The organism is Mesorhizobium sp. M7A.F.Ca.US.006.01.1.1 (assembly GCF_003997935.1).
GTDB lineage: Bacteria > Pseudomonadota > Alphaproteobacteria > Rhizobiales > Rhizobiaceae > Mesorhizobium.
In genome coordinates, this window is the sequence record NZ_RZQL01000008.1 from 49,612 (window position 1) to 65,185 (window position 15,574).

Sequence of the window (15,574 nt, forward strand, 5' to 3'; positions counted from 1 at the left end):
CACAGCAAGAATGTTTGCGGGGCGGCGACGGACCCTCCGCTGGCGCGTGGCTGACGGAGCATCAAACGAAAAACCCGCCTGTGCGGCGGGTCACTGGCGCAAATCAGCACCATGGGCGAAAATGTACCATAGCTGAGGGCAGGGTGTCAAGAAAAAATTCCTATTGCACTGCCCGGCAAAAAGCTGCCGACACCGCCGAACTGGCTGTCGTCAGCTCTTTCGCTGAGCTGAGTTCGGAGCCCTAGCCACAACGACCAACCCGTTGACGTGTTCCCCACGATCCTGCCGGATGACGGTTGGCTCCAGTGACAGGACCGAAAGCCCGTTGTCGGCCAGGACGTCGCGCACATAGTGTTGCGCATGCGCGTAGCGGCGCGACGGCAGCAGCACGAAATCGCCATCGCCAGCCAGCGTCTCGACGGAAAACGCGAACAGGCCATCCGTGGCCAGCAAGCCGGCAATCGTCTTCACCACGCTGTCCAGCGCGCCGACGTAGATGAAAACATCGGCCACCGTTACCAGATCGGCTTTCGGACCGGCATAGGGAAAATCCCGCAGATCGGCCTTATCGAGGAAATCGTAGACGCCCTTGGCCCGCGCCTTTCTCAGCATTTTGGCCGAAATGTCATAGCCCTCCAGCCGGTCGGCGATCGGCCGCAGCCTCTGCCCCATCAGGCCGGTGCCGCAGCCAAGATCGAGCGCCAGCGCGAAGCGGCCTGACCTTGCCGCTCGAATGGCCTGGTCGAGCATCCCAGGCAGGCGGTAACCCAGCCTGCCGACCAAGGACTCATCGAAGCTCTCGGCATAATGGTCGAACAGTGTCTCGACGAAGGCGCTGGGGAGCGCATCGACCGCCGGCGCCTTGCCTATCAATTGCAGGTTCAGTGCAGCGCCTTGACGATCCGATGGATCGAGTTGCAGCGACATCGTCCAGGCCTGCGCAGCCAGATCCGCCGCGCCCGCCGCCTGCTGCATCTCGCCAAGGCGAAACCAGCCCATCGCCCATTGCGGTGTCATTTCCAGCGCACCGAGCAGCAATTCCGCCGCCGCCGCATGATCGCCATCCGCGTGCAGCATCTCGGCATAGTCGGCGCGACGATCGGCGTTCAAGTCGCCGGACGAGGCCTGAAGCGGTTTCATGGCGATTGGTCCTGCCAGCGGATCGAGCCGGCGGTGCTCTATGCGGGAGTCAGCAGTGACTTACAACAGGCTTCCCGCCGCGGAATTATATCCTATCTTGGGGATCATGCGCGCCAGCGACCTGCTTCATCCCCGGCCCGAGGGCCTCTATTGCCCGCCGGGCGATTTCTTCATCGACCCGGTGCGGCCGGTCGACCGAGCACTGATCACGCATGGCCATTCCGACCACGCGCGTTCCGGCCACCGCTCGGTGCTGGCGACGCGGCAGACGCTCGACATTATGGGCCTGCGCTACGGCGAGAATTTCGCTGGCACGACGCAAGCGGCCGGGCTCGGTGAGACGATTGTCCTCAACGGTGTCAGCGTCAGTTTTCATCCGGCCGGCCATGTGCTGGGCTCGGCACAGATAGCGGTCGAGCATCAGGGCGCGCGCATCGTCGCGTCCGGCGACTACAAGCGGCAGAGAGACGCGACCTGTGCGCCATTCGAACCGATCCCGTGCGATGTGTTCATCACCGAAGCGACCTTCGGCCTGCCGGTGTTTCGCCATCCCCCCGATACCGAAGAGATCGCCCGCCTGCTGAAATCGGCGGCGCAGTTCCCCGAACGCTCCCATCTGGTCGGCGCCTATGCGCTGGGCAAGGCGCAGCGGGTGATGCGGCTGTTGCGCGACGCCGGCTACGACAAGCCGCTCTACATCCATGGCGCGCTGGCCAAGCTCAGCGAGTACTATCAGAGCCAAGGCATAGACCTTGGGCAGCTGGAGCCGGCAACCGTGGAAAGCGGCGGCAAAGAGGACTTCGCCAGCGCCATCGTCGTCGGCCCGCCATCGGCCTTCGCCGATCGCTGGGCGCGGCGCTTTCCCGATCCGATCTCGTGCTTTGCGTCGGGCTGGATGCGCATCCGCCAGCGCGCCAAGCAAGGCGGCGTCGAACTGCCGCTGATCATCTCGGACCATGCCGACTGGGATGAGCTGACCGCCACCGTCAAGGAGACCGGAGCCGAGGAGATCTGGGTGACGCACGGCCGCGAGGAAGCGCTGGTGCGCTGGTGCGAGCTCGAAGGCATCGCCGCCCGGCCGCTGCACCTGGTCGGCTATGAGGACGAGGGCGATTGATGGCACGTTTGGCCGATTTGGCGCCCTACGGCGCCCCCCTCTGGCCTGCCGGCCATCTCCCCCTCAAGGGGGGAGATCGGCTGCCGTGCCGGCTTTCGCCAATCTCCAACCTCGTAAAGAGAGAGCCGTCAGCGAAGCTGCCAATCTCCCCCCTTGAGGGGGAGATGTCCGGCAGGACAGAGGGGGGCGCCACAGAACGCAAGCCGCCATCATTGGCCTGGTCCACACGCCCATGAACCGCTTCGCCGAACTTCTCGACCGCCTGGTGCTGACGCCGTCGCGCAACGGCAAGCTGACCTTGCTGACCGACTATTTCCGCAGCGTCGAGGATCCCGATCGCGGGCTGGCGCTGGCTGCCATCACCGGCGATCTCCACATCGCCGCGGTCAAGCCGGCGATGCTGCGCATGCTCGTCACCGAGCGCATGGATCCGGTGCTGTTCGGCTATTCCTACGACTATGTCGGTGATTTGGCCGAGACAGTGTCGCTGGTCTGGCCACAAACGCCCGGAAACATCCCGAACCGCGAGCCGACGCTTGGCGAGGTCGTCGCCAAACTGCAGGCGGCAAGCCGCTCCGACGGGCCCAAGGTGCTGGCAGGGCTGCTCGACAGCGCCGGCATCTCGGCGCGTTTCGCCATCATCAAGCTGGTCACCGGCGGGCTGCGCATCGGCGTATCGGCGCGGCTGGCCAAACAGGCGCTGGCCGATTTCGGCAAGGTCGAAGTCGCCGAAATCGAGGAGCTCTGGCACGGGCTGTCACCGCCTTACACAGCGCTGTTCGCGTGGCTGGAAGGCAAGGCCGAAAAGCCCAGGAACACGGCGTTGGCATTGTTTCGCCCGGTGATGCTGTCGAACCCGGTCGGTGACGGCGATCTCGAAAAGCTCGATCCGGCGGATTATGCCGCCGAATGGAAATGGGACGGCATCCGTGTCCAGGCGGCGGCCGAGGGCGGTATCCGCCGGCTCTATTCGCGCACCGGCGATGACGTTTCGGGTGCCTTTCCGGATCTCGCCGAGGCCATGCATTTTTCCGCAACGCTGGACGGCGAACTGCTTGTTGGCGATCCCCGGGACCAGACGGGAACCTTCTCGGATCTGCAGCAACGGCTGAACCGCAAAACGGTGACGCCGAAGATGCAGCAGCAATACCCGGCCTTCATGCGCTGCTACGATCTGCTCCAGGTCGGCGACGAGGATTTGCGCGCTCTGTCGTTTCGCGAGCGGCGCGGTCGCCTCGAAAGCTTTGTCGCGACGCTCGACCCGAGCCGTTTCGATCTGTCGCCATTCGTCGACTTCACGGATTGGCAAACGCTGGAGGAACTGCGCCGGGTGCCACCGCATCCGATCATCGAAGGCGTCATGCTGAAGCGCTGGGACTCGGCCTATGTCGCCGGCCGGCCGAAAGGTCCGTGGTTCAAATGGAAGCGCGATCCGCACACGGTGGACGCGGTGCTGATGTATGCCCAGCGCGGCCACGGCAAACGCTCCAGCTTCTATTCCGACTATACGTTCGGTGTCTGGACAGGTGCCGAAGGCGAGGAGGAACTGGTGCCGGTCGGCAAGGCCTATTTCGGCTTCACCGACGAGGAGCTGAAGCAGATCGACAAATATGTCCGCGACAACACGATCGAGCGTTTCGGGCCGGTGCGCTCGGTGCGGGCCGACCGCGACAACGGCCTGGTGCTGGAAGTCGCCTTCGAAGGGCTAAACCGCTCGACCCGGCACAAATCCGGCGTCGCCATGCGCTTTCCCCGCATTTCGCGGCTGCGCTGGGACAAGCCGGCCAACGAGGCCGACCGCATCGAGACGCTGCAGGCGCTGCTCGATCGCTGATTTCGCGCGGTGCCGGGTGCGCTATGGCTCGATCGAAACGCGGATTTCGTAGATATCCGCGGCCTTGCCCTGCTTGTCGAAGTCGGAATTGATGGCAATGGTGCCGGCCGAGCCCGGATGCTTGTCGGGAAACTGCACATCGAACAGATATTCGTTCTGCTGCTGGCCCACCGCATAGCGCTTGCGGCCGCAGTCGCCGAGTTCGCCGAAATTGCAGTCGACCGAAATCTGCGTCTCCTTGCCTTCTTCGGAGCGGGCAATGATGTCGAACACGGCATGTTTGCCGGCCAGTTTCTCCAGCACGCCTTGTCCGACGTCGAAGCTGATCGCCGAACCGGACGCGCCGGAACGGATGCGCAGGAACGAACCGGTATCGTCCTTCATCACCTCGGCCCTGGCGTCCGACGGCGCGCTGACATGCGAAGCATCGGCCGGCGAAAACACATTGATCCAGTCGCGCGCCTGATCCGCGGCGCCGGGTTTTGCCGGACCGCCATCGGCCGGAGTGAAATCGTCGTCCTCGACGGTCGGCGGCGCTTGCGGCGGGGCGGTGTCGAGTTGCGCGGATGTCTTGAACACGCCGGTCTGCATGGCGAAGAACAGGCCGATGCCAACCGCGGCGAGCAGTGTCACGGTCAGGAAGATGGCGGTCAGCGGCAGGCGACGCCCCCTTATGCGCCGTTCATCGCGGTCGGGCGCCACTTCCGTCGTCGCGCCGGCCGAGGCCGGAACCGACATGTCGATGGCCGGAGCATCGGGAAGTGTGGCGTCCGGCATGATGTCGGGAACGACGGGCAGGACGCGCGAGCGCGGCGCATCGGCAGCGGATTGCACGGGTCCGTCGACGACGACGTCGGGGGACGATGCCTGTCGGCCGGTTTCGACCGCGGGCGCCGAGTCCGCTCCGAGTTCGATCGCCGGTGCATCGCCCTGCGGGCCGACATCCGGCACCGCCGGCAGGAACTCGGATTCGATTTCGGTGATTTTCGCCTGGATTGCCTTGCGGCGCTTGATGGCGACCTCAACGGTCACACCGGGATTGGCCTGGAGCGCGCGATCAAGCGCGGCAAAAGCCGAGCGATAGACCTTCTCGCGGAACGCGCGGTCCTCGGCATTGCCTTTCTCCAAGGCGTTCCGGATCGCTTTTTCGATCGCGTCCAAGCGGGTCCCTCTGTCTTTGCCAACCTTGCCGTGATCGTTAGCCGCAGGCGACCAATCAATCAACGGGCGAGCGGCGCATTCTGCCTCGCAGAGGTGTGCAAAGTCCATTCCGGCGCTGTTCCGGCAACAAAATCAGCATGTTTCGCCGATTTCCAGGCGCAGGGAGCGCACGCACCGTGTGCAGCATCCCTTGGCGATTGATTGGCGGACAAGGCGGCGACCGGCTTTCGAGGGTGCCATGATGCCGCCGCAGGAATTGCCAAGTCGCATCTTGAATTCGCGCCCGGTTGCGTCTATCACCGCCGCATCTTGGAGGCGTTGGCTTCCCGGGCCGCTTTAGCTCAGTTGGTAGAGCACCGCATTCGTAATGCGGGGGTCGCGTGTTCGAGTCACGCAAGCGGCACCATTTCTCCCTTCGTTTTGTCGTCTACCCCTTCGCATCTGGCGCAAAGGATTGCGGCGCCGGCTTGGCAGATCTGCCATTGTCGAGACCCCGGTTTGGTGTGAAACTCATGGCCTCAGCATGGGAGGTCAAAAAATGCCCAACAATTTCAAGACCGGAGACGTCGTCAAGCTGAAATCCGGAGGCCCCAGGATGACGGTCAGCGATGGCGCGGCCTCGGGCATGTATCTGTGCCACTGGTTCAATCGCGAGGGCGAGGTGTGGACCCCGCAACATGCCGGGTTCAAGCCCGAACAACTGATTGCGGCCGACCAGTCGGACTAGAGTTCCTTCCATCCCGATCGAGTGGGGATGGACACCCTCTGTTGTCCGGGCGTGAACGGATCAGCACGCGCGACCGACGGATTTTCCGGGTCGCGGCGTTTAACGGTTGAAGCGCGATGGCGGCATAAGCCGTTCGCGTCGCGCCAACCTGGAGACGCACAACATGATCAGCCGCTCGATATTAGTCGTTGCCTTGAGTTTGCAGACCGTTGCGGCTCTTGCCCAGGCAACGACGCCGCCTGCACCGCAGACCGCCGCGCCACTTGCCGCGCCAGGCGCCTCGGCGACCAGGTCCGACATCACGCTGGCCAAATTCCAGAAGCGGCGCGAAAAGGCGATCATGGCGGCCGACACGGATGGCGACGGCAAGATCAGCCTGCTGGAATGGGAGGCTTTTCAGGCGAAGCGCAACGTCAAGGGCGACGCCGCCAAATCCTTCGCACGGATCGATTCCAACCATGACGGCTTCATCGATCGCGCCGAACTCGATGCATTCTTCGCCAAGCGCTTCGCCCGGCTGGACAAGAATGCCGACGGCATTTTGACGGCCGACGAACTGCCGGGCCACAAAACCGCTCCCAAGCAGGAGCAATGACCAAGAGGCAATGACGCGCGATGAACATCGGGAGTGCGCCGACTGATGGCTGCGGATCCGGACGAGGAGCTGGTTCGCCGTGTTGGCGCCGGCGAGCCGGCAGCCGTGCAAACGCTCGTCGCGCGCAAGCTGCCGCGTATCCTGGCGCTTGCCGTGCGCATGCTCGGCGATGCGGCGGAGGCCGAGGATGTCGCGCAGGAGACCTTCGTACGGATCTGGCGCCATGCCGCGAGCTGGCGGCGCGGCAATGCGCGCTTCGACAGCTGGATCCACCGGGTGACGCTCAACCTTTGCTACGACCGGCTGCGTCGCAGACGCGAGTGGGTGACCGGCGACCTGCCGGAAATGGTCGACCCCGCGGCACTTCCCGACGCCCCTCGCCAAGAGGATGCGCTTCGGGTCGAACGGGCGCTGCAAGCCATAGCGCCGCGCCAGCGCGAAGCGATCGTTCTGGTCTACTATCAGGAGATGTCCAACATCGAGGCGGCAGCGACATTGCGGGTCAGCGTCGATGCCCTGGAAAGCCTGCTCGCGCGCGGCCGGCGGTCGCTGCAAGCGATCCTGGCGGGGGATGGCGCCGATGAGTAAGCACCGCGCAAGCAGCAACGCAGCACGGCCATTGCGCCTTGCGGTTGCCGCCTGGCGCTCGGCGCCGACGGGCAAGGGGGAAACACATGGCTGAAGGGTCCAGGAACGAACCCGCAATGGATGCCAGCCGCTTTGCCGCCTTGGCCCAGGCCTATGGCGGCGACTTGCGGCGATGGCCCGAGGCTGAGCGAATGGCCGGCACGGTCTTTGCCGCAAGCGGCGCGGGCAAGGCCATCTTGAGGCAGGCCGGGACACTTGACGCGCTGCTCGACAGCTACCGCGTCGACGCCCCGGACAAGGCACTGCACGGCAGCATTCTGCAGGCTGCCGGCCGGCACCTCGTCCAGCGCCGGCGTCAGTGGTTCTGGTGGCTGGGACTTGGACTTGCCGGCATTGGTCTGGCCGGTGCCGTGGCAGGACTGGCCCTGGTTGCCATCGTCACGCCGGAGGTCCAGCCGGACCATTATGTGCTGGATGCCAATGTGACGGCGTTTGGCGATGCCGGCCCGGATGCTGAGAACGGTGAGGAAAGCCTATGAGCCCGCGCTGGATCCGTGGTCTGGTCATTGCTTCCGTGGTGCTGAACGTCTTTCTTGCCGGCGCACTCGTCGGCGGTGCGGTCTGGCTGAGAAATGCCAAAACAGGTGTCTCGCTGGAAACGGCCGGCCGACAGCTTCCCGACCAGGACCGCAAGGCGTTCCGCCTGGCGCTGCGCCAGGTTCGCGTGGAGTCCCGGCAGATCATTCTCGATGGCCAGCAGGCGAGACAGGAGGCAGCGAACCTGTTGCAGCAGCCTGTCCTGGACAAGGCCGCCTTGTCCGCCGCCCTGGAGCGGGCACGCAATGCCGACGCGACGGTTCGCACCCGGCTCGAGCAGGCCATTGTCGACTTCGCGGCGAACACATCACCCGAAAACCGGAGCGTGCTGGCACAGGCATTACTGCGCCATATGGAACGCCGCGCCGCCGTTGCGCCGAAAAAATCGCCATGACGACCGACGGAAAAGACCGGAGGCGCCGTTTAACGACGCGAAGGGACAAGCCTGCCCGATCGCACCATGCAGGGCGGCCATCTTCAAACTCGAAAGCACTCGGAGTCCAATTATGAGTCGCCTGAAAAACTATGCAGCAGCCGCTATCCTGGCGGTCAGTGGAACTGTCGTGACCGCCACCGCGTCCAACGCAATGCCCGTCATGTCTGTAACCCATCCGGCCGCCCCGGCACTGGTGGAGCATGTCCGCTGGGGGTGCGGCATCGGCTGGCACCCGAACCGATGGGGACGTTGCGTGCCGAACGGCGTCGTCATCGTGCGCCCGCGCTACCACTACTGGCACGCTCCGGTCTATGGCTGGCACCCGCACCACCACTGGCGCCGCTGGCACCACTACTGATCGAAGCACGGCGGGGCCAGGCGCCAGGGAGACCTGGCCCCATCGTTGCGGACAGCGATCCCCACCAGTCCAGGTTAAGGTTAAATTCACTATACATTTGTTCTTAGCCCACGAATAATCGAAGAGTTTCCCAAAACTATGCTCAGGCATGTTCATGGGAAAATCTGTGACTCAGCTTCACAATCTTGGTCGACTGCTCTGTCATCCGCTGACGCTGGTCGTGGTCAGCCTAGCCGGTGTCTTCGCCGCCGGACGGGCCGAGCACGAATGGCTGTCGGTGCCGTTCTCGCTGGCGCTGGTGGCAGCCCTTGCCGGACTTCTGTTCCTGGCTTCGGGGCGCCTTGCCTTTTCCGTCTATCTCGCCTGGATGGGCATTGCCTTCGTCACCGTGGTTTCGGCGATCAAGTTCAGGATGAAGGGATTTTCACTGCACTTCTACGACGCGGTCTTCGTGTCGAGGGATCCGGAAGTGTACCGCTTCCTGCTCGGCTCCTACCTCCATCTGATCGCGCCGGTCGTCATTGCCCTGGGGCTCGGCATCACGGCGGCGGTGCTTCTGTTCCGGATCGATCGGAAAATCGGCTGGCCGGTGTCGGCACGCGTCCTGGTGATGGCGGCGCTCGTCGTTCTGGTGCCGCTGACCTTTCCGGCAGAGGCCTCGAAGGACCGCTATTTCTACTACATGCAGGGTCGGCACGTGTCGGCCTTCTTCGTCTCGCTGCTGGATCTGCACAACCTCGTTGTTGAATCGGGCTTCGAAAAGCGGCTGCAAGCCGTCGCGCCGCAGCCGCCTTTTGCCGACACGGTCGATTGCGGCGACCGGGCTGATCTTCCCGACGTCTTTTTCGTGCTCAGCGAAAGCCAGTCCGATCCCGGCTATTTTCCGCAGGTCGGCAACGGCGCGGGATTCCTGCAGAGATTCGCACCGGGGGCCGGCACGCCGCATCCGATGCAGGTCGAGACATTTGGCGGCGGCACCTGGATCACCAATCTGTCGCTGATGACCGGCCTGTCGGCCACCGATTTCGGCTGGCGAAGCCCCTATCTGACCATCACCCTCCAGAACAAGGTCGCCGGAGCCCTGCCGGAGGTGCTGGCGCGCTGCGGCTATCGGACTGTCGTGATGACGCCGATGGACTTTTCGTTCGTCAATGAAGGCCCATTCCTGAAATCGATCGGTTTCGAGACCGTGCTCGACATCAAGGACATCGCCGCGCCCTTCTATCACCTGCGCGACAACTTTTATTACCAGGCGGCCGAGGCATTCATCGCCAGGCACCGCAAGGAAGACGGCCGGCCGCTGTTCCTCGAAATCCAGACCATGTTTCCGCACTCACCCTACGAGGGGCGGATGGAGCCTGAACTGAAGGTCGAGGGCGAGCCTTTCTCGGGCGATTTCCAAGCCAATGAGTATCTGCGCCGGATGGCGGTGGCGCGCGGCGATTTCCAGGATTTCCTCGACAAGAGGGAAACGGATGCCGGCCAGCGCGGCGCCGTGGTGCTCGAATTCGGCGATCACCAGTCGTCGGCGACCAAGCCGTTTGTCGACGCCATCGCCGGCGACTACGCCTTGGCGACCCCTGGCTCGCTTGCCTACCGCACCTTCTACACGCTCACCACCTTCAACCATCCTTTGCGCCATCCAATGCCTGACCTGGTACCGCTCGACGTCGGCTTTCTCAGCGCAAGCCTGCTCGACGCCGCCGGCCTGCCGATGTCGCCTGTCATGGCCGATCTCGTGCGCCTGCGCGACCATTGCGGCGGCAGGTTTCATGGTTGTCAGGATCGTGCGGAGGTCGATGCGCATCTGCGTAGGCGCGTCGATTCAGGCCTGCTGCATCTGTTCCCGGAAGCGGCGCCGCTGCATGCGCTGGCGCCGCTTCAATCTGTGGATGCCCGTTAAATCAGCCTGTTGTATCCGTTCCCAGCGTTGCCACCGTCTTCAGCGCGCCGTCGAGCATGTCGCCCTTCTCGTCCTTCAGCGCCATCTCGCGCAGGCGGCGGATCCAGTCGGCGGCGTCGGTGCGGCCCTTGACCAGGTCGAGCGCCGACAGCACGCGGTCGAATTTCGACTGCGCCCGGACATGGGTGTCGCTGTAACCCTTGATCAGCCGACGGCAATTGAGGATTTCGACGGCCAGCGCGTAGTCCTGGGGAAGATGATCGAGCGCCAGCGCGTACCAGCGATCGAGATGCGCGATCTCAACCTTGTGGCGCAGAAAGCTGCGGCGCCAGCGGCGCAGGCCGCCGATGAACCACAGAGCGGCAAAGCCAGCAAAACTGTCGGTGCGGATGCGGCGGCCGTGGTTGATGCGGCGATCGAGAAAGGCGGCCAGCTTCGGCCGGTCCTCGATGTAGCTGCCCAGACCCGCGGGCAACGTGCCGCAGAATTCCTCGATGCGCGGATGGAAATACTCGGTCACCTGCAGGATCGAGCCATCCTTGACGCCGACCTCGCGGCGCACGCGCTTGTCGCGCGTCGAGCGTGTCTTGAGATCGGCGACACGGATCATGTCGTCGTAGCACAGCGCGTTGGCCAGATGCTTGGCGGCGGCGATGGACAAGCCATAGCCCTGAATCGGCCCGTCCAGCGCGACGGCCTTGTCCAACCGGTCGAGATACTCGCGCCCATAGGCGATGTCCTGATAGTCGACGACCTTTCTCAAGCCCCGAAGTGCCATGTCGCGCACGGCCACCGGCAACAGATCGATGCGGGCAGCCAAGGCCTGCCAGCCTTGCAGCAGGTTTTGCGGGCCACTCACCTGTCCTGTGCCCAAGGCAGATTCGACAATCGCGGGCTCGGCCGGCTTCGGCGCCGGTGCTGCCGTGCCGCGTGCGCGATCAAACGCGGCACCGAAGGCGGCGAGGCTGGCCTTGACGCCCCGGCCGCCGGCACCGATCGCCTGTTCGTAGCTTTCGCGCGTGAACGGCAGGGCGCCGGACCCCGCCAGCGCGCCAAGCAGGCTGGCCGAGATCATCGAGCCGTTGTCGGCGGCGATCTTTTCCATGTCGACAGCGATGAAGCGCTTCGATGCGGCTTCCGCCGTTGCATGCACCTTCGACGACGAGGCCCGGCCATCGCCCGGTTCGATTTTTTCCGACACGGCGGCGATGCGGTGCGACGAGGCGATCAGCGTGGTGCGCTCGGGCGTGACGAAGCCGCGAATGATGGCGCGGCCGGCTTCCATCAGCTCAGCGGCGATCAGGATGTCGACATCGCCCTGCGAGGGCGACAGCGCAAAGACCGGCAGCCGGCCGGTGTCGCGGGCCATCTCGACATAGTAGATGGTGGCGCCGGTGCGCTGGGCGACGCCTGCGACCGAGGTCGATTGCGCGACATAACCGTTGCGCTCGGCGACGTCGGTGATCCAGTCGGCCAGCACGCCGCCGCCCTGGCCGCCGACCGCCAGCACGGCAAGCTTGATGACGCGCTCACTGTCCTGAGCGCCGGCGTGGGCGCGAAGTGGGGGGACGGCGTCAAGCATCGGCGAAGGTCAGGCGCCGGCTTTCGCGGCGACGCTGCAACAGGCTAATCGTGGCGCGGCGCGCGGCTTCCAGGAAGCGATCCCAGCGGCTCGGATTGTGCACGACGGCGGCGCGATAGAAGGATGGGCACAGCACCGCCGCATCGGCGACCTCGCCGCAATTGCCGCAGCCGACGCAGCTCTGGTCGATATGCGCCACCGGATCGTCGCGCAGCGGATCGTCGAGGGACTTGACCGACAGCGACGGACAACCCGACAGCCGCATGCAGGCATGGTCGCCGGTGCAGATGTCCTCGTCGACACCGAACTTCGGTTTGACGACACGGGTCCCCTCCTTGATCGCCTTGTCGACCAATGGCTTTTCGCGGCGCTGCCGGTTGAGCATGCATTCGGACGAGGCGACGATGACCTTCGGCCCCTTCTCCTCCGTCGTCAGCGCTTCGCGCAGCGTGTCCTGCATCTTGGTCACGTCATAGGTGCGATCGACATGGCGCAGCCATTTGACGCCCATGCCTTTCACCGCCTCGGTGATCGGATGCTTCGTCGACTTGGTCTTGTTGCCCGCGCGGGACGAGAGGATGTCCTGGCCGCCGGTGGCAGCGGAGTAAAAATTATCGACGATGACGATGACGCCGTCGTTCTTGTTGAACACCGCATTGCCGATCGAGGAGGTCAGGCCGTTGTGCCAGAAGCCGCCGTCGCCGACGAAGGAGATCGAGCGGCGCTTGGCATCAGGCGAATTGAACGCCGAGGCGGAAGCCGGCCCCAGGCCGTAGCCCATGGTGGTGGCGCCGAGTTCGAAAGGCGGCATGATCGAGAACAGATGGCAGCCGATGTCGGAGGCGATGTGATGCTTGCCGAGTTCCTGTTCGACCAGCTTGGTCGCGGCAAAGATCGGCCGTTCCGGGCAGCCGATGCAGAAGCCCGGCGGCCGGCCCGGCACAACATTGATCAAATCGGCGGCATCGACGCCGTCGCCGACCTTGTTGGGGGCACGCACTTCGCCCGGCAGCAGATGCGGCGCCTCGGCGCGCAGGAAGGCGCCAATGCCGTCGAGCATGACCTGGCCGGTGTATTCGCCGGCCATCGGCAGGTACTCCTTGCCGACCAGCCTGGTGCCGCGACCCGCCTTGTGCAGCATCGAGGCAAAGGCCTGTTCGATGTAGTTGGGCTGGCCTTCCTCGACGACCAGCACCGACTGCTTGCCCTCGCAGAACGACAGGAACTCGTCGTCGATCAAGGGATAAACGGCATTGAGCACATAGAGCGGCACGTCGGTGTCGCCATAAATGTCGGCAAGACCGAGCCGCTGCAGCGCGCGGATGACCGAATTGTACATGCCGCCCTGCAGGACGATGCCGACCGAACCATGATCCGAACCGAAGAACTCGTTGATCTTGTTCTTACGGATGAAATCCACCGCCGCCGGCCAGCGTTTCTGCACTTTTTCCTTCTCGTGCAGGAAGGAAGCGGGCGGCAGCACGATGCGGCCGGTGTCGCGGCGCGGCGCGTCGAGCGCATCGGCGACGGTCATCGGCGGCCGCTTGTTGTCCTTGGCGATGAAATGGCCATGCACGTGGCAGCAGCGGATGCGCACCTGCAGCATGACCGGCGTGTTGGAAATCTCGGACAGCTCGAAACCGTCCTCCACCGCCTTGACGATCGAGGGCAGATTGGGGCGCGGGTCGAGCAGCCAGACCTGGCTCTTCATGGCGAAGGCATGGCTGCGCTCCTGCATGATCGAGGAGCCTTCGCCATAGTCTTCGCCGACGATGATCAGCGCGCCGCCGGTGACGCCGCCGGAGGCGAGATTGGCCAACGCGTCGGAGGCTACATTGGTGCCGACGGTCGACTTGAAGGTGGCCGCACCGCGGATGGGATAATGCACCGACGCCGCCAGCATGGCGGTAGCGGTGGCTTCCGAGGCGCTGGCTTCGAAATGCACGCCGAGTTCGCCCAGAATGTCCTGCGCATCGGCCAGCACATCCATCAGGTGACTGATCGGCGCGCCCTGATAGCCGCCGACATAGCCAACGCCGCATTGCAGCAACGCCTTGGTGATGGCGAGGATGCCTTCGCCGGCAAATTCCTCGCCGGCACCGAGCCGAAGCTTTTCGACTTCCTTGGCAAAAGACCGTTCGGCCATTTTTTCAATCCTTCCGTTACCGCCTGAGGCCGTTATCGCCCGGCATTGGCGGCGCGTAGGTTTAGATGTCGTGCTTGCGAATGTTCTTCAGCATCTTCAAAAGCGTGGTGATGAGTGCGGAATATTCGGCGTCATCGATATCGTCGAACATCGCCTCGAAGGCGTCATGCATGGCCGGCCAGGCGCGCGCGAATTCGGCGCGGCCCTCATCGGTCAGGAACACATGGCGGATGCGGCTGTCGGTGACGCCCTGCTCGCGCCGCACAAGGCCCTGGCCCTCCAGTGAGTCGAGCGTCCGGCTCAAGGTCGATTGCTCGATGACCGTGTAGACCGAGAGGTCGTTGACGGTGATGCCGTCGGTGACCGACAGCACGGCCAGCGTGCGCACCTGCGGAATGGTCAGGCCCTGCTTGCGGAAATCGTCGCGCAAGGTGGCGTTGTAGCGGCCCATTATGCGGTTCATCAGATAGGGCGCGAATTGCTGCAGGCCGATCTGCCCCAGGGTCGAAATGCGCTGGCGCTTTTCCGCGACCTTCTCTTCCATCACAGCCTCCCCGCCAGGAGAAAGCCGGAACCGCCGCCGAGACCCGCGCCCGGGTGGGTCGAGGCGCCGATATGGTAGAGGTTCTTGATGCCGGTCTGATGGTTGCGGCTGGCCTTGAACGGCCGCCACAGGAAGGACTGGTCGATGGTCGAGGAACCGCCATAGGGATCGCCACCGACCAGGTTGATGTTCATCGCCTCCAGATCGGCCGGCGAATAGGCGCGGCGCGCGATGACGCTGTCCTTGAAGCCCTCGATGTGGCCGGCGAGGATCGCCTCGGCGCGATCCGTATAGGCTTCGCGCAGCGCGTCGGTCCATCGTCCGTCAGCCGGCGCCTGCAGCTCCCCGGCGGCATCGCCCTTGATGTGCCGCGGCGCCTCGGGCAGTTGCAGCCACAGGATCGCCTTGCCTTCCGGGCAACGCGACGGATCGAGCGCATGCGGCTGGCCGACGCAGATGGTCGGCACCTCCGGCAACATGCCGCGCGCCGCCTCGTTGCAGGCCTTCGAGACGCCATCCAGTCCCGGCGTCAGGTGCAGCAACGCGACCTTGTCGAGGCCTTCGCCGCGCCATGCGGGTGGCTTGTTAAGCGCATAGTGGATCTGGAAATTGCCTTTGCCGTAGCGGTATTTCCGCGTCGCCTCGACATCGCCCTTGGGAGCGTCGGTGCCAAGCAGGCGGCCATAGAGCTGTGTCGGCGTCACCGAGCAGATGATGCTGTTGTTGGCGGTGATTGTTTCGCCCGAGGCCAGCCGCACGCCGGTTGCCCGACCATTGCTTTGAACGATCGAAGCGACATCGGCGCCGGTGCGGATGTCGCCGCCGCGTTCCCGGATCAAAGCCTCG

15 protein-coding genes and 1 tRNA gene are annotated in these 15,574 nt (G+C 64.4%); 10 read left to right on the forward strand and 6 right to left on the reverse strand.

The genetic code is table 11. From position 1 onward, the window contains the following. Window positions 1-210: 210 nt before the first annotated feature. Window positions 211-1,140, reverse strand: coding sequence for a methyltransferase domain-containing protein (locus EN943_RS03035; protein ID WP_127411443.1), 930 nt, complete (start codon window positions 1,138-1,140; stop codon window positions 211-213). A 106-nt stretch (window positions 1,141-1,246) separates the two neighbouring features. Between EN943_RS03035 and EN943_RS03040 the strand changes: the two genes are divergently transcribed. Both EN943_RS03040 and EN943_RS03050 read left to right on the forward strand, forming a co-directional pair. After that, window positions 1,247-2,257, forward strand: coding sequence for a ligase-associated DNA damage response exonuclease (locus EN943_RS03040; RefSeq protein ID WP_127411444.1), 1,011 nt, complete (start codon window positions 1,247-1,249; stop codon window positions 2,255-2,257). A gap of 232 nt (window positions 2,258-2,489) precedes the next feature. Continuing rightward, on the forward strand, window positions 2,490-4,091 hold the full coding sequence (locus tag EN943_RS03050) for a cisplatin damage response ATP-dependent DNA ligase (RefSeq protein WP_127411446.1): 1,602 nt from the start codon (window positions 2,490-2,492) through the stop codon (window positions 4,089-4,091). A 21-nt stretch (window positions 4,092-4,112) separates the two neighbouring features. On the opposite strand, the gene EN943_RS03055 is transcribed toward EN943_RS03050, so the two are convergent. Further along, window positions 4,113-5,252, reverse strand: a complete 1,140-nt coding sequence (locus tag EN943_RS03055) for a hypothetical protein (protein WP_164778053.1) — start codon at window positions 5,250-5,252, stop codon at window positions 4,113-4,115. Between the two features lie 330 nt (window positions 5,253-5,582). Between EN943_RS03055 and EN943_RS03060 the strand changes: the two genes are divergently transcribed. The 8 genes from EN943_RS03060 (at window position 5,583) to EN943_RS03095 (ending at window position 10,456) form a co-directional block, all read left to right on the forward strand. Beyond that, window positions 5,583-5,658 (forward strand) — tRNA-Thr (locus EN943_RS03060). Between the two features lie 132 nt (window positions 5,659-5,790). Beyond that, entirely contained in the window at window positions 5,791-5,979 is a 189-nt protein-coding gene (locus EN943_RS03065; RefSeq protein WP_013527958.1) for a DUF2158 domain-containing protein, read from the forward strand. A 163-nt stretch (window positions 5,980-6,142) separates the two neighbouring features. Beyond that, entirely contained in the window at window positions 6,143-6,574 is a 432-nt protein-coding gene (locus tag EN943_RS03070) for an acid-shock protein (protein ID WP_127411448.1), read from the forward strand. Window positions 6,575-6,619: 45 nt separating this feature from the next. Beyond that, complete coding sequence (locus EN943_RS03075; protein WP_127411449.1) at window positions 6,620-7,162, forward strand: RNA polymerase sigma factor; 543 nt, start codon at window positions 6,620-6,622, stop codon at window positions 7,160-7,162. A gap of 86 nt (window positions 7,163-7,248) precedes the next feature. Continuing rightward, entirely contained in the window at window positions 7,249-7,701 is a 453-nt protein-coding gene (locus tag EN943_RS03080) for a hypothetical protein (protein WP_127411450.1), read from the forward strand. Continuing rightward, the gene (locus EN943_RS03085) at window positions 7,698-8,153 is read left to right on the forward strand and encodes a periplasmic heavy metal sensor (RefSeq protein WP_127411451.1); all 456 of its coding nucleotides are present in this window, start codon (window positions 7,698-7,700) and stop codon (window positions 8,151-8,153) included. Before EN943_RS03080 ends, EN943_RS03085 begins: the two co-directional genes overlap by 4 nt. Window positions 8,154-8,265: 112 nt before the next feature. Beyond that, complete coding sequence (locus tag EN943_RS03090) at window positions 8,266-8,553, forward strand: hypothetical protein (protein WP_127411452.1); 288 nt, start codon at window positions 8,266-8,268, stop codon at window positions 8,551-8,553. 166 nt (window positions 8,554-8,719) lie between these two features. After that, window positions 8,720-10,456 carry a sulfatase-like hydrolase/transferase gene (locus EN943_RS03095; protein ID WP_245475571.1) on the forward strand — a complete coding sequence of 579 codons (1,737 nt, stop codon included), beginning with the start codon at window positions 8,720-8,722 and terminating at the stop codon, window positions 10,454-10,456. A 1-nt stretch (window position 10,457) separates the two neighbouring features. Here EN943_RS03095 and EN943_RS03100 read toward each other — a convergent pair whose 3' ends face one another. The 4 genes from EN943_RS03100 to EN943_RS03115 all read right to left on the reverse strand — a co-directional run. Beyond that, window positions 10,458-12,038: an indolepyruvate oxidoreductase subunit beta family protein gene (locus tag EN943_RS03100; protein ID WP_127411454.1), complete on the reverse strand. Its 1,581-nt coding sequence runs from the start codon at window positions 12,036-12,038 to the stop codon at window positions 10,458-10,460. Beyond that, entirely contained in the window at window positions 12,031-14,184 is a 2,154-nt protein-coding gene (locus EN943_RS03105; protein WP_127411455.1) for an indolepyruvate ferredoxin oxidoreductase subunit alpha, read from the reverse strand. Before EN943_RS03105 ends, EN943_RS03100 begins: the two co-directional genes overlap by 8 nt. Window positions 14,185-14,245: 61 nt before the next feature. Further along, complete coding sequence (locus tag EN943_RS03110; protein WP_127411456.1) at window positions 14,246-14,728, reverse strand: MarR family transcriptional regulator; 483 nt, start codon at window positions 14,726-14,728, stop codon at window positions 14,246-14,248. Next, window positions 14,728-15,574, reverse strand: an 847-nt coding sequence (locus EN943_RS03115) for an NAD(P)/FAD-dependent oxidoreductase (RefSeq protein ID WP_164778054.1), incomplete at its 5' end; no start/stop codon positions are given. The genes EN943_RS03110 and EN943_RS03115, both read right to left, overlap by 1 nt.